Origin of the sequence: Streptomyces vastus (genome assembly GCF_039532825.1) — a bacterium.
Classification (GTDB): Bacteria; Actinomycetota; Actinomycetes; order Streptomycetales; family Streptomycetaceae; genus Streptomyces; species Streptomyces vastus.
Genome location: NZ_BAAASJ010000060.1, coordinates 61357 through 75207 on the forward strand (window position 1 = coordinate 61357; position 13851 = coordinate 75207).

12 protein-coding genes are annotated in these 13851 nt (G+C 67.4%); 4 read left to right on the forward strand and 8 right to left on the reverse strand.

What is annotated here, in order from left to right; all coding sequences use genetic code 11:
• Window positions 1–286: 286 nt before the first annotated feature.
• Window positions 287–529, reverse strand: a complete 243-nt coding sequence (locus ABD357_RS25020) for a hypothetical protein (RefSeq protein ID WP_344393082.1) — start codon at window positions 527–529, stop codon at window positions 287–289.
• A gap of 409 nt (window positions 530–938) precedes the next feature.
• Here ABD357_RS25020 and ABD357_RS25025 point away from each other — a divergent pair, with 409 nt between their 5' ends.
• From ABD357_RS25025 to ABD357_RS25035, 3 genes are all read left to right on the forward strand, one after another.
• Window positions 939–1850, forward strand: a complete 912-nt coding sequence (locus tag ABD357_RS25025) for a sulfite exporter TauE/SafE family protein (RefSeq protein ID WP_344393084.1) — start codon at window positions 939–941, stop codon at window positions 1848–1850.
• Window positions 1851–2425: 575 nt separating this feature from the next.
• Window positions 2426–3196, forward strand: a complete 771-nt coding sequence (locus tag ABD357_RS25030) for a carbonic anhydrase (protein ID WP_425584988.1) — start codon at window positions 2426–2428, stop codon at window positions 3194–3196.
• Between the two features lie 197 nt (window positions 3197–3393).
• A complete protein-coding gene (locus ABD357_RS25035; protein ID WP_344393085.1) occupies window positions 3394–4128 on the forward strand; it encodes a class I SAM-dependent methyltransferase in 735 nt (244 codons plus the stop codon).
• A gap of 31 nt (window positions 4129–4159) precedes the next feature.
• On the opposite strand, the gene ABD357_RS25040 is transcribed toward ABD357_RS25035, so the two are convergent.
• Entirely contained in the window at window positions 4160–4369 is a 210-nt protein-coding gene (locus ABD357_RS25040; protein WP_344393088.1) for a hypothetical protein, read from the reverse strand.
• A gap of 312 nt (window positions 4370–4681) precedes the next feature.
• Between ABD357_RS25040 and ABD357_RS25045 the strand changes: the two genes are divergently transcribed.
• Window positions 4682–5608 (forward strand): arabinan endo-1,5-alpha-L-arabinosidase, encoded by a 927-nt coding sequence (locus tag ABD357_RS25045; RefSeq protein WP_344393267.1) that lies wholly within the window; start codon window positions 4682–4684, stop codon window positions 5606–5608.
• 240 nt (window positions 5609–5848) lie between these two features.
• Here ABD357_RS25045 and ABD357_RS25050 read toward each other — a convergent pair whose 3' ends face one another.
• The 6 genes from ABD357_RS25050 to ABD357_RS25075 form a co-directional block, all read right to left on the reverse strand.
• Window positions 5849–7561, reverse strand: a complete 1713-nt coding sequence (locus ABD357_RS25050) for a pyridoxal phosphate-dependent aminotransferase (protein ID WP_344393090.1) — start codon at window positions 7559–7561, stop codon at window positions 5849–5851.
• Between the two features lie 123 nt (window positions 7562–7684).
• On the reverse strand, window positions 7685–8806 hold the full coding sequence (locus tag ABD357_RS25055) for an aldose epimerase family protein (RefSeq protein WP_425584998.1): 1122 nt from the start codon (window positions 8804–8806) through the stop codon (window positions 7685–7687).
• Between the two features lie 4 nt (window positions 8807–8810).
• A complete protein-coding gene (gene mmsB / locus ABD357_RS25060; RefSeq protein ID WP_344393094.1) occupies window positions 8811–10055 on the reverse strand; it encodes a multiple monosaccharide ABC transporter permease in 1245 nt (414 codons plus the stop codon).
• Window positions 10052–11602 carry a multiple monosaccharide ABC transporter ATP-binding protein gene (gene mmsA, locus ABD357_RS25065; protein WP_344393095.1) on the reverse strand — a complete coding sequence of 517 codons (1551 nt, stop codon included), beginning with the start codon at window positions 11600–11602 and terminating at the stop codon, window positions 10052–10054. Before mmsA ends, mmsB begins: the two co-directional genes overlap by 4 nt.
• Window positions 11603–11634: 32 nt before the next feature.
• A complete protein-coding gene (chvE, locus tag ABD357_RS25070; protein ID WP_344393097.1) occupies window positions 11635–12747 on the reverse strand; it encodes a multiple monosaccharide ABC transporter substrate-binding protein in 1113 nt (370 codons plus the stop codon).
• Between the two features lie 99 nt (window positions 12748–12846).
• Window positions 12847–13815: a glycosyltransferase family protein gene (locus ABD357_RS25075; RefSeq protein WP_344393099.1), complete on the reverse strand. Its 969-nt coding sequence runs from the start codon at window positions 13813–13815 to the stop codon at window positions 12847–12849.
• Window positions 13816–13851: the final 36 nt, after the last annotated feature.

The window sequence follows — 13851 nt, forward strand, 5'->3', positions numbered from 1 at the left end:
CCATGAGGGGAAGCGCCCACCGCGAACGAAGCAGTCAGCCGGTGGGCGAAGCGAAGTGGTCAGCCTCTGGCGCGCAGAGCAAGGCGCACCGCTCAGATGCGGCGTTCACAAGCAGCGCCTCCAACACTTCGCCGGGATGACCACCCGGCACCTCCAGGCATTCTCATCTCCGGCCCCAGCCCTCCGCAATGACGATTCGTTCGCAATGGGCGGGCTCGCACAGGGAGTCGTCCGAGATGCGCAGATGAGAGCAGATCTGCTGAAGAGGCGGGGCGCCCGTTGCGGTTCAGGGTGCATTGCGGTTCGTGAACGAGTCCCGCCGTGTGGTCGGCGGGTTCGGCGCCGTGGTTTCCGCGGGCGCGGACGACTTCGGCACGTGTGGTGATGAGTCCCGCAGACCGCCGAGCGCCAGGACCGTCATCACCACCGCGGCCCCCGCCGCCACACCGAAACCGCCGTGCGCACCGCCCGCGTCCACCACCCGCCCCGCGACCGCCTCGGCGCCGGCTGATCCTGCCGCGCTCGCCACAGGACCGGCACGGCGAGTCCGGTCAGGGCGAGGGTGGCGCCGACCGCGAGGGGCGCGTTGAGGAAGGTCAGCGGGAGGCTCGCGAGGGTGAGGCAGGCGGCGGCTGCGGCCTGGCGGCGCCGGGGTGAGCCGCCGTGGCGCCATGCTCCGTAGGCCCAACAATCCATCAAATTGGTGCACGCAATAGGGTGCGGTAGTTCACCGAAGCCGAAGGCACGACGCATCGCTTTCGCCGCCCGGCGGGACGCGCCACACTTCGGTCGGCGGCGGCCGTCGTGGTGTCGGAAGTCGCCCGACTCCAAGGCATCTTCACATCGCTTTTAACCTCTTCTCAGCTTGAGCCTCTACAGTCGGCCCGTCGATCCCTACTGGACCGGTAGGAAAGCTAGGAAAGACGGGACGGACTCGTATGCGCACCCTGGTACTGCTCGCCTTGGCGGGCCTCGGTGCCCAACTGGTCGACGGCAGCCTCGGCATGGCCTACGGCGTGACCTCGACCACCCTGCTGCTCGCCGTGGGCACCAACCCGGCCGCGGCCTCGGCCACGGTTCACCTCGCGGAGATCGGTACGACGCTGATGTCCGGCGCCGCCCACTGGCGGTTCGGGAACGTGGACTGGAAGGTCGTCGCCAAGATCGGGGTGCCGGGGGCGATCGGTGCCTTCCTCGGTGCGACCGTTCTGTCCCAGCTGTCCACCGCGGTCGCCGAGCCGGTGATGTCGCTCATCCTGCTCGGGCTCGGGCTGTATGTGATGTCCCGGTTCACGTTCCGCGGCATGCCCAAGGGAAATCTCGGCAAGCCGCTGCGCAAGAGGTTCCTGTCGCCGCTCGGGGTGGTCGCCGGGTTCCTGGACGCGACCGGCGGGGGCGGCTGGGGCCCGGTGGGTACGCCGGCGCTGCTGGCCAGCGGACGTATGGAGCCGCGCAAGGTGATCGGCTCCATCGACACGAGCGAGTTCCTGGTCGCGGTGGCGGCGAGCCTGGGCTTCCTCTTCTCGCTCGGTTCGCAGGGGCTCAACTGGGGCTGGGTCGCGGCGTTTCTCCTCGGCGGGCTGATCGCGGCGCCGATCGCGGCGTGGCTGGTGCGACTGGTTCCGCCCCGCGTTCTTGGGTCCGCGGTCGGTGGCATCATTATCGTGACGAATGTCCGTACGCTGCTTAAGAGCGACTGGGTCGCCGCACCCAGCTCGCTGAGCACCCCCGTCTACGTACTCCTGTACGCGCTGTGGGCCGCCGCCCTGACGTACTCGGTCCGCGCCTACCGCAAGGAGAAGGTGGCGGAGACCGAGCCCGCTGAGGAGCGGCAGCCCGTCACGGCCTGAACCACAGGTCTTCGGTGCGCGCCGCGCTCACCGCGAGCAGTGCGTCGCGAAGTGTCCGAGTCCGTTCCTCGACGTCGGGCAGCGATGCGCGCGCAGCACCGCCTGCGCGCCCAGGGCCAGCATCCTGACGATCGCGTTTCGTGTCTGTATGACGGGCTCTCTTTCCGTTCCAGGTGGGGTGACTGCGACACCTCCAGACTGCGACCGGGCCGGGCCCGCCAGTAGTGCCGAACCCGCATGTGGACGCGTGGCGTTGTCACGTCTGCGGATGACATCTGTCATGTGGCGCGAAGCGCGTGGCGGGGGCTCTCCGCATCTCGGTGATGACGACGATCCTGACGGTCCTGCAGTGCCCGACGGCGGCGTACGGTTTCTCGCGCACGGAGTTCCGGGGCGCGCGGACGGTCCCGCAGGCGATGGCTGAAAGCGTTTGTCCTGGTTGTCAAAAGGCCCGGCAACGGTCTGGGAAAGCTCGGCAATGGTCCGGGATGGAAACACCCAAGGTTGGATCATGGCGTGTCAAGACCCAGCCAGGTGGACGCCCGGGGCCGGAATTCAGACGTACGTTCCTCCCTGTGAATCCTGAACCCATACCCCCCAGAGCTGTCGGCCCCACGTCGACTCTCGCCGGCGGGAGCGCTCCCGCCAGGCGTTCACTGATCCGCGCCGCGCTGACCGGCACCGCTGTCCTCGGTGCCGGTCTCGCCCTCGGCACGCCCTCCGCTTCCGCCGTGACCCCGACCGGCAGCAGGCGCTCCCGGCCGACCACGGCGCAGGGAGCATTGCGGGAACTGGCGGCGGGCAACCTCCGCTGGCGCACCTACTGCGAGCGGCATCCCGACGAGAGTCCGGCCGTCAGACAGGAACTGACGTCGGGTCAGCACCCCTTCGCCGTCGTGCTCGGATGCATCGACTCCCGCGTACCGCCGGAGCTGGTTTTCGATCAGGGTCTCGGCGATCTGATGACGGTGCGCTCGGCGGGTGAGGTTCTGGACGAGGCCGTGCTCGGCAGCATCGCCTACGGGGTGCTCGAACTGGGCATACCGCTGGTCATGGTCCTCGGGCACCAGTCGTGCGGCGCCGTGAAGGCGGCGGTCCAGGTGGACGAGTCGGGCGAGGAACTGCCCGCCCACATGCAGTACTTGGTCGACCAGATCAGCCCGGCCATCGACCACAGCAAGGAGGGCGACGCCCGCATCGACGCGACGATCGACGCCAACGTCGAACGCGTCCGCTCGCGGCTCGCGGCGGAGCCCGAGCTGGCCGCCAAGGTGGACGCGGGCGATCTGGCCATAGTCGGCGCGCGTTACGAACTGACCAGCCAGCTGGTCCACCGGATCGCCTGAGCGCACGCGGGCCCGGTACCGGCCGGAAACCCACAGCAGGGCCGGTGCCGGGGCCCGCCGCACCCGATCGGCCGCGGTGATCGGCAGGTGGGGGCAGCATCCCGGGAGCAGAGCTGCGACCGCTTGGCGGAGTTGCTCACGGAGCCCGGGCGAAAATGAGCAGCCGTTGAGTGTCGTCTCCGGATACGTTCGGGCGCATGGCTGACGAGTTGTTCGGGCATCCGCGGCTCGCCGCGATCTACGACGCGGTCGATTCCGATCGCCGCGATCTCGATGCGTACGTCCGTGTGGTGGAGGAGTTCGGGGCGCATCGGGTGCTGGATGTCGGTTGCGGCACAGGGGTGTTCGCGCTTCTGCTGGCCGATCGCGGGATCGAGGTGGTGGGTGTTGATCCTGCCGCAGCGTCCCTCGATGTGGCCCGGGCCAAGCCAGGCGCCGACCGTGTGCGCTGGATCCATGGCGATGCAACTGCGCTTCCCCCGTTGCAAGTTGACCTCGCCACCATGACGGGCAACGCCGCCCAGGCCATCGTCGACCCGCAGGTCTGGAAGGGGACCCTGCGAGGCGTCTGTGCAGCGCTGCGGCCGGGCGGGCGTTTCGTGTTCGAGACCCGGGATCCCGCGAAGCGCGCCTGGGAGGCGTGGAACCGGGAGGCCACGTATCGCGTTACGGAGATTCCGGGCGTCGGCGTGGTCGAGCGATGGCTGGACCTGATCGACGTCAGTGAGCCGCTGGTGACGTTCCGCGGGACTTATGTCTTCGCCGCGGACGGGCAGGTACTGACGTCGGACTCGACCCTTCGATTCCGTGAACGGGAGGAGGTCGAGGCAGAGTTGACCGCGCAGGGGTATGTGGTGGAGGACGTGCGCGATGCACCCGATCGGCCAGGCCTTGAGTTCGTCTTCGTCGCGGTGCGGCCGGGGGATGAGTGAAAGGTGAATGCCGTGGGCCGCGTCCGCCGACTCAAGAGGCGCCGAACGGCAGGTGCTCGAGCGGGTGATGAGAGCCGGTGAGCCCAGAGCAGATCGCATCGTGCGCGGTTTCCGTGAGGCCGACGCGGTCTCGCCCGGCCAGGCGGTGCGGTTCGCCCCAGATGCGCATCGTGGACGCCAGGGGGTTGCGCGTCGTCTCGCGCAGTCGGCCCGCCGACCCCGCCGTGGCCTCAAGGCGCATGTGCGGCAGGTGAGTTGGCTGAGTCGTCGAACGTGATTCGACGACCGGCGTGGTGGGAGTTGTTGCGCGAACCGTTGACGCGCAAGGGGTTCGATTCTACGGTCCCGTTCGAAGTAGTGATCAGCGTTCAGCATTTCGAACGCCCGTAGAACGATCCCCCGGAGAACGTCCCCCACTCGTAGGAGGATCCGCGTGAGCCGCACCTCCCGAAGCACCTCCCGAAGCGCCTCCCGAAGAACCGCTCGCAGAGCCAGTCGCAGAACCCCCCGTCGGACCAGTCGCCGAACCGCCCTCCTCGCCCTCCCCGCCGCGATCCTGCTCGCCCTCGTCCCGAGCACGGCGTCCGCGTACCCGAACCCGGGCCGTGTCACCGGCGACATCGTCACCCATGACCCGACGATGATCCGCACCTCGTCCGGCCAGTACCTGATCTACGCCACCGGCGGCGGCATCTCCAGCAAGACGTCCGGCGACCGCATCGCCTTCAGGAACGGCGCCGACGCCTTCTCCAGCCGGCCGGGCTGGTGGCGGAACTACTCGTCCGTGCCGGAGGCCTGGGCGCCCGACATCTCGTACCACGGCGGCAAGTACCTGATGTACTACTCCGTCTCGTCCTTCGGCTCCCAGAACTCGGCGATCGGGCTTGCGACTTCGACGACCGGTCAGCCGGGCAGCTGGGCGGACCAGGGCATCGTCCACACCTCGAGCTCGTCGACCGACTACAACGCCATTGACCCGAATCTCTTCGTGAACGACGACGGCAAGTGGTGGCTGTCGTTCGGCAGTTGGTGGTCCGGGATCAAGATGATCCAGATCAATCCGTCGACCGGGAAGCAGCTGAGCTCCGACGCCACCCGGTACTCCCTCGCCTCCCGTCCGACCGGGACCAAGGCCGTCGAGGCGCCCTACATCGTCAAGCGCAACGGCTACTACTACCTCTTCGCCTCGTACGACACCTGCTGCGCCGGCACCAGCTCCACGTACAAGGTCAAGGTCGGCCGCGCCACCAGCGTCACCGGGCCATACCGCGACAAGAACGGCGTCGCCATGATGAACAACGGCGGTACGCCCGTACTGGAATCCCACGGCCGGTACATCGGCCCCGGCGGACAGTCGATCATGAACGACGCGGACGGCGACCTGATCGTCTACCACTACTACGACGGCCAGGACAACGGCACTCCCAAGCTCGGCGTCAACCTTCTGAACTGGAGCAGCGGATGGCCCGTCGCCTATTGACCCTGCTGGTGGCCCTGTTGCTCGCGTTGTCCTTTGGCCAGTCATCCTGAACGGCCGCTGGTACCTGTATTACCTCGCGGAGCTCAGGCCGGCCTGAGCGATCCACCACGGTGTGAGCCGCGGCCGGGAGGATATGGGACCCGCTGGCGAAGGTCCTGGGCGACGCGGCCCGATCCTCCCGGCCGGCGAAGGCCTCGTGCGGGAAAGCGAGGCCTCCGGGCAACCGGTCCGGCTCGTCGGTCAGCCGACCCGGTTGTTTGCGGGGGCGTCCGGCCAGGGCGTGCCGCGTGACGCGGCGGCGGCCGGCCAGCGCGTGGGCTGCGGCATCGGCTGCGGACCGGGCTGGGCGACGGGCGTCAGCCCGGGCTGTTGCTGCTGGGGCTGGCCCACGGGCGTCAGCCACGGTTCCTGCTGGGGCTGGCCCGCGGCCACCGGGCTCAGCCCCGGCTGCTGCTGCGGCTGGCCCGCGCCCACCGGGCTCAGACCGGCCTGCTGCTGGGCCTGAGCCATGGCGGTCATGGGCTGCTGCTGAGGCTGCTGCTGGCCTTGCTGCCCCTGCCCCTGCCCCTGACCCTGTCCCTGACCCATGGCACCCACAGCGGTAAGCAGACCCTGCTGCTGCCGCCCCTGAGCCACGGGCGCCAGCTGCGGTTGCTGTTGCTGTTGCTGCTGCCACTGGGCGACCGGCGCCAACTGCGGTTGCTGTTGTTGCTGCTGGCCCTGCCCCTGGGCGGCAGCAGCGAGGCCCTGCATGCCCGACCCGTTCGTGGAGCTGACGAGCCGGTCCACGGCCGCCGTACCCGAGCTGTAGTTGTTGTCCGGCTCAGGCACGGCGGCTCCCCTCCTGGACCCGTAGAGCACCGACTCCAGGCCGGACACCAGGCGACGCACATCCACCTGAGGCCGGACCACGAGTCGCAGGAAGCGACTGGACGAGCCGATTTTGTTGCCGCACTCGCGGACCAGGATCCGGTGCTCGGTGAGCAGCCGATCCCGGACCACGGTGCCCTCGGCGCCCACGGGGAGGCGCACGAAGAGGAAGTTGCCCTGGGACGGATACACCGTCAGGCCGGGCAGTTGGGACAGCTGCCGGGACATGTCGAGGCGGTCACGGCGGACCTGGTGCAGGCTCTCCATGTACTCGGCGCCATGGTCCCGGAGCATGAACACCACGGTCTCCGCGAAGGAGTTGAGGTTCCATTTGGGCAGCATGGAGCGGATCTGGCCGGCCAGAGAGGGGTTGGCGACCATGTAGCCGAAGCGGATGCCGTGCAGGCCGAAGTTCTTGCCGAGGCTGCGCAGCACGATCACGTTGGGGCGCATCACCGCGTCCTCGACGACGCTCGGCTCGGACTCCGCGTCGGCGAACTCCAGGAACGACTCGTCGATGACGATCAGGTCCAGATCGGCGAGGGCGTCGCAGAAGGCGTTGATCGTCTGGCGGGGCAGAAAGCCGCCGTCGGGATTGTTCGGGTTGCAGATGACGGCGACCCGGCTGCCCCGGGAGCGGATGAACTGGATGTACTGCGCCGGGTCGAGCGCGAAGCCGTTGCTCTCCTGGAGCGGGAACATGTCGACTCGCTTGCCGGTCTCCATCGGCTGGTCGGTCCAGCGGCCGAAGGTGGGGACGGGGATGGCCAGGGACTCGCGCACCAGCAAGTGGTCGATCCAGGTGATCAGTTCGGTCGACCCGTTGCCCATCGCGACGCACTGCGGGGGCAGTTGGAGCAGATTGCACAGCTCACCGGTGATGGTGTCGGCGCTGCTCGGGTAGAACGTGATGATGTCGCGCAGCCGGTGCGTCAGCTCTTCGAACATCGCCGGCGTCGGGAAGTACGGATTGCACGGGATGCAGAAGTCCAGCGGACCCGACTCCCCGCTCTCTCGTGCCAGCGTGGCCATTGACGGGCTGTGCGCGCCGGTGCGGAAAAGCGAGGTGACGTTGTCGGCCATGGACCCTCCGTCCGTGGGGGCGGCCCGCGCGGACATATGCGGGCCGTCCCCTTGTACGGACGAAGGTGCGTCGGTGTTCAACTCATGGGAAACATGGGGAGGTTTGATTCTCCCCGGCATGTTTCAGCGGCCGAACGAGTGGACAGTCGCCGAGCGGTACGTCTGGCCTGGCCGGAGCGTGGTGGACGGGAACTCCGCCTTGTTCGGCGAGTCCGGGAAGTGCTGGGTCTCCAGGCACAGCGCGTCGCCCTGGCGGTAGATGGTGCCGCCGGTGCCGACGAGCGTCCCGTCGAGGAAGTTCCCGGAGTAGAACTGCAGGCCCGGCTCGGTCGTCGACATCGACAGGGTGCGGCCGGAGGACGGGTCGCACAGCGTCGCGATGTACTCGGGCTGCGCCGTGACGCCCTTGTCCAGGACCCAGTTGTGGTCGAAGCCCTTGGCGTACAGGAGCTGCTGGTGAGCCTCGCGGAGGTTCTCGCCGATCGTCTTCTTGACGCGGAAGTCGAAGGGGGTGCCCGCGACGGGGGCCGGCTCACCGGCGGGGATGAGGCCCTTGTCGACCGGGGTGTAGCGGGAGGCGGCGATCGTCAGCTCGTGGTCGTGGACCGAACCGCTGCTCTCGCCCGCGAGGTTCCAGTACACATGGCTGGTGGGGTTGACGACCGTCGCCTCGTCGGTGGTGGCCTCGTAGTCGATGCGCCAGTCGCCCTGCCCGGTCAGGGTGTACGTGACCTTCGTCTTCAGCGTGCCGGGGAAGCCCATCTCGCCGTCGACGGACGTGTAGTACAGGTTCAGGCCGACGTCGGAGCCCTCGGTGAAGGGCTCGATGTCCCACACCTGCTTGTCGAAGCCCCTGGCCCCGCCGTGCAGGCTGTTCTCGCCGTCGTTGACGTCCACCTGGTACGCCTTGCCGTCCAGGGTGAATCTGCCCTTGTCCATGCGGTTTCCGTACCGGCCGATCAGTGCGCCGAAGTACGGGCTGGAGGCCACGTAGTCCTCGATGTTGTCGAAGCCGAGGGACACGTTCGCGTACCGGCCGCGGCTGTCGGGGATCTCCAGGGACTGGACGATGCCGCCGTAGGAGAGGACCTTCAGGCGCGTGCCGCCGTTCTCCAGCGACCAGCGGTAGATCTTCGTCCCGTCGGCGAGCCTGCCGAAAAGCTCCTTCACCGGCTTCCTGCCTCCTGTGGCCGTGGGCGGACATGGGTACGGGGGCCCACAGGGGCCCCCGTACCGCGTACAGATGGATTTACGAACCGACCTTGCGCTTGTTCCACACGTCGAAGCCGACCGCTGCCAGCAGCACGACACCCTTGATGACCTGCTGCCAGTCGGTGCCGACGCCGACGAGGTTCATGCCGTTGTTCAGCACGCCCAGGACGAGGCCGCCGATGATGGCGCCGAGGACCGTGCCGACGCCGCCGCTCATGGAGGCGCCGCCGATGAACGAGGCGGCGATCGCCTCGAGTTCGAAGTTGAGACCGGCCTTGGGCGAGGCCGCGTTGAAGCGGGCCGCGAAGACCATTCCCGCCAGGGCCGCCATCATGCCCATGTTCAGGAAGACCAGGAAGGTGACCTTCTTGTCCTTCACACCCGACAGCTTGGCGGCGGGCAGGTTGCCGCCGATCGCGTACACATGGCGGCCGATGACGGCGTTGCGCATCACATAGCCGAAGCCGACGACCAGCACACCGAGGATCAGCAGCACCACCGGAGTGCCCTTGTAACTGGCGAGCAGCATCGTGACGGTGAGGATGGCGGCGACCAGCGCGACGAGCTTCAGGATGAAGAGCTTGACCGGCGGAACGTCCAGGGCGAACTCCTGCTGGCGCTTGCGGTCGCGCATCTCCTGGAGCACCACGAACGCGATCAGCGCGAAGCCGAGCAGCAGGGTGAGGTTGTGGTAGTTCGTGTTCGGGCCGACCTCGGGCAGGAAGCCGTTGGCGACCTTCTGCAGCCCCTTCGGGAACGGGCCGATCGTCTGGCCCTCCAGGAAGATCTCGGTCAGACCGCGGAAGAGCAGCATTCCGGCAAGGGTGACGATGAAGGACGGTATCCCCAGATACGCGATGAAGAAGCCCTGCATCGCGCCCGCGGCCGCTCCCAGCGCCAGGCACATGACCACAGCCAGTGGCCAGGCGATGTCGTTGTTGACCATCAGCACCGCGGCGATCGAGCCGACGAACGCGGTGAGCGAGCCGACCGACAGGTCGATATGGCCCGCGATGATGACCAGCATCATGCCGATCGCGAGGATCAGGATGTAGCTGTTCTGCAGCACCAGGTTGGAGACGTTGCGCGGCAGGAGCAGGTCGCCGCCTGTCCACACGGCGAACAGCGCCACGATGAGGCCGAGGGCGATCAGCATGCCGTACTGCCGCATGTTGCGGCGCATGCCGTCCAGCATCAGCTTCAGCAGACCGTCGCCCGCAGCCGATCCGCTCTTGCCCGGCGGCGCGCCGGCCGGGGTCTTGGCGGTCACATCCGTGCTCATCGTGTTACCTCTTTGTCCTTCGTCATCTGACGCATCAGCACTTCCTGCGAAGCCTCGGCCCGCGAGAACTCACCCGTCAGTCGTCCCGCGGCCATGGTGTAGATGCGGTCGCACATACCGAGCAGTTCGGGCAGCTCGGAGGAGATGAAGACGACCGCTTTGCCCTCGGCCGCCAACTTGTCGATGACCGTATAGATCTCGAACTTGGCACCCACGTCGATGCCACGCGTCGGCTCGTCCAGGATCAGCACATCCGGACCCGCGAAGATCCACTTGCTGAGGACGACCTTCTGCTGATTGCCGCCGGACAACTTGCCCACCGGCTCGAATACCGTCGGCGCCTTGATGTTCATGGACTTGCGGAAGCCCTCGGCGACCTGGCGCTCCTCGTGCTCGTCGACGACCCCGCGCTTCGAGACCTTGTTCAGGGCGCTCAGCGAGATGTTGCGGTTGATGGTGTCGATGAGGTTGAGCCCGTAGTGCTTGCGGTCCTCGGTGACGTACGCGATCCCGTGCTTGACCGCCTCCGGGACGGTCTTGGTACGGATCTCCTTGCCGTCCTTGAGGACCGTGCCGCCCGCGTACCGGCCGTACGTGCGCCCGAAGACGCTCATCGCGAGCTCGGTACGGCCCGCGCCCATCAGTCCCGCGATCCCGACGATCTCCCCGCGCCGCACGGAGATCGACACGTCGTCGACCACCTTGCGCTGCTGGTCGATCGGGTGGTGCGCGGTCCAGTTGCGGATCTCCAGGGCGGGCGCCGTACCCTCCTCCGGGTGGTGCGGCGTCCGCTCCGGGAAGCGGTGTTCGAGATCGCGGCCGACCATGCCGCTGATGATCCGGTCCTCGGTCGTCTCCGGAGCCTTCACGTCGAGCGTCTCGATGGAGCGCCCGTCGCGCAGGATCGTCACCGAGTCCGCGACGCGGCGGATCTCGTTCAGCTTGTGGGAGATGATGATCGAGGTGATGCCCTGCTTCTTCAACTCCAGGATCAGATCCAGGAGTTTGCCGCTGTCCTCGTCGTTCAGAGCCGCGGTCGGCTCGTCGAGGATGAGCAGCTTCACCTTCTTCGACAGCGCCTTCGCGATCTCGACGAGCTGCTGCTTGCCCACGCCGATGTCGGCGACGCGGGTGTCGGGGTGCTCGCCCAGTCCGACTCGCCGCATCAGCTCGGAGCCGTGCTTCAGCGTCTCGCTCCAGCTGATGAGCCCGCGTGTGGCGTGCTCGTTGCCGAGGAAGATGTTCTCCGCGATGGAGAGATACGGCACCAGGGCCAGTTCCTGGTGGATGATCACAATGCCGTGCTGCTCGCTCGCCCGGATGTCCTTGAAGTGGCAGACGTCTCCCTCGAAGAGGATCTCCCCTTCGTAACTGCCGTGCGGGTGGACGCCGGAGAGGACCTTCATCAAGGTCGACTTGCCGGCGCCGTTCTCACCACAGATGGCGTGGACCTCGCCCTGCTGGACAGTCAGTGTGACGTCCGACAGCGCTTTGACGCCGGGAAAGGTCTTGACGATCGAGCGCATTTCCAGGACGGGTCCCGCCATGGTCGTGCCTTCCAATCCTTGAGAAACGGCGGTTACTTCAGGTCGCTTTCCTTGATGTAACCCGAGTCGACGACGACCTTCTGGTAGTTGGTCTTGTCGACGCTGACGGGCTCGAGCAGGAAGGCGGGCACGACCTTCGCACCGTTGTCATAAGTCTTGGTGTCGTTGACCTCGGGCTTCTTGTCGTTCAGCACGGAGTCGACCATGTTGGTGGCGACCTCGGCGAGCTGGCGGGTGTCCTTGTAGACGGTCTGCCTCTGCTCGTCCGCGATGATCGACTTCACCGAGGCGACCTCGGCGTCCTGGCCGGTGACGATCGGCAGCGGCTTGGCCTTGGAGCCGTAGTCGTCGGACTTCAGCGCCGAGAGGATGCCGATGGAGATGCCGTCGTAGGGCGAGAGCACCGCGTCGACGCGCTCCTTCTTGTACGCGGCGGTCAGCAGGTCGTCCATGCGCTTCTGGGCGGTGCCACCGTCCCAGCGCAGGGTCGTGACCTGGTTCAGCTTGGTCTGGCCCGACCTGACCACCAGCTGCTTCTTGTCGATGTACGGCTGCAGGACGTTCATCGCGCCCTGGAAGAAGTACTTGGTGTTGTTGTCGTCGTTCGAGCCCGCGAACAGCTCGACGTTGAACGGGCCCTTCTTGCTGCCGTCCTTCAGACCGAGCTTCTCGACGATGTAGCCGCCCTGGAGCTCGCCGACCTTCTCGTTGTCGAAGGAGGCGTAGTAGTCGACGTTCTCGCTGCCGAGGATCAGGCGGTCGTAGGAGATCACCGGGATGTCGGCGTCGGCGGCCTGCTGCAGGACGTTGTCCAGCGACTTGTTGTCGATCGCCGCGACGATCAGCGCGCTGACGCCCTGGGTGATCAGGTTCTCGATCTGTGAGACCTGCTGGTCCGGGTCGTCCTCACCGTAGACCAGCTTCGTCTTGTAGCCCTTGGCCTTCAGGCCCTTCTCGACGTTGGCGCCGTCGGCGATCCAGCGCTCGGAGGACTTGGTGGGCATGGCGATCCCGACCGTGGAGCCCTTGGCGTCGCCCTTGGTGTCCTCGCTGCCGCCCTCGCTGCTCTGGCCGCAGGCGGAGAGGGTGAGGGCGAGGGAGGAGGCCGCGGCTATGACGGCGAGGGCACTTCTGCGGTTGCGCATGATCATTATCCTTGATGTGTGAGGGTGCGCCGGATCTGACGAGGCTGTCGGATTGTGTGCGGCTGCGTGAGCTTTTGTGAAGAGGGTTTATCCGGAACGTTATGAGGGAATTTCGAATCGGTTCAGTTTGCCGGGCAGCCTCGAGCCCAGCGGCGCCATGTCGCCGTCCGCTCCGTGCCGCGCGAGCAGGTCGAGAGCCAGTCGTCCGCGCCGCACCCGCTCCTTGGCCGTGCTCAGCGTCAGGTCCCGCATGTGAGCACCGTACGGGTAGATTCCGGGGGTCTTGGACAGGCCGAACTTCAGGTAGAGCGGTGCGCCGCGCCGGATCAGCTCGGCGACCTCGTACATCCGCACATAGCCGCCGAGATCGTCCGGGGCCTCGATGTACATGTCCATGGGAGCCGCGCTGACCCGGCGGATCTCCGTGAGATGGTCCAGGGTCAGATCGCTGGGCACATTGAGCGAGTCCCCGCCGAGCTGCTCGTACACGGCGTACGCGGCCGGGTTGACCGGGCCGATCAGCGCGGAGACCTTGAGCGTCGTGTCGGCCGGGATGATCCCGGCGGCACGCGCCCGATGCAACGTCCACAGCACGCCCTCGTCAGCCACGAGGAGGCACTTTACGCCCAACTCCGTTGCGCGGACGGCGTCCTCGACGCATCCGGCCACCGCATCATGGCCGCGGGCGCGCAGGCCGGCGCCCCGGGAGTCGGTACGGGTCGAGCCGCCGATGTCCCAGGTGCCGCGCGGGCCCGTGAACAGACAGAGCTCGATGTCGCGCTCGGCGGTGGCCTCGACCATCTCGGTGATCTCGGCGTCGGTCAGCATCCAGACGCCGCTGCCCTGGCTGATCCGGTGGATCGGCACATCGAGGCGCGAGGACTCCTTGAGGACCACGGCCAGCGCCTCGGGCCCCTCGCACGAGGGGATCTCGGTGCGCCAGCGGCCGCCTCCGGGGAAGGTGTGCGGCGAGGCGTCGGCGGGATCGGGGGCGGGCGTACCCAGGCCGAGCGCGGCGAGGGCCGGCTCACCGGGTCGTCGGGCTGCCGTGGCGGAAGGGTCGGTCACAAGCTGTCCTTCGCGTTCGAAGTTTCGGACATGGTT

What these genes read in the sequence shown, in the direction of transcription:
- mmsB (WP_344393094.1), bottom strand. Translation starts at nt 10,055, where the DNA reads ATGAGCACGGATGTGACCGCCAAGACCCCGGCCGGCGCGCCGCCGGGC.
- ABD357_RS25035 (WP_344393085.1), top strand. Translation starts at nt 3,394, where the DNA reads ATGGCTGACGAGTTGTTCGGGCATCCGCGGCTCGCCGCGATCTACGAC.
- ABD357_RS25025 (WP_344393084.1), top strand. Translation starts at nt 939, where the DNA reads ATGCGCACCCTGGTACTGCTCGCCTTGGCGGGCCTCGGTGCCCAACTG.
- ABD357_RS25050 (WP_344393090.1), bottom strand. Translation starts at nt 7,561, where the DNA reads ATGGCCGACAACGTCACCTCGCTTTTCCGCACCGGCGCGCACAGCCCG.
- ABD357_RS25040 (WP_344393088.1), bottom strand. Translation starts at nt 4,369, where the DNA reads ATGCGCCTTGAGGCCACGGCGGGGTCGGCGGGCCGACTGCGCGAGACG.
- chvE (WP_344393097.1), bottom strand. Translation starts at nt 12,747, where the DNA reads ATGCGCAACCGCAGAAGTGCCCTCGCCGTCATAGCCGCGGCCTCCTCC.
- mmsA (WP_344393095.1), bottom strand. Translation starts at nt 11,602, where the DNA reads ATGGCGGGACCCGTCCTGGAAATGCGCTCGATCGTCAAGACCTTTCCC.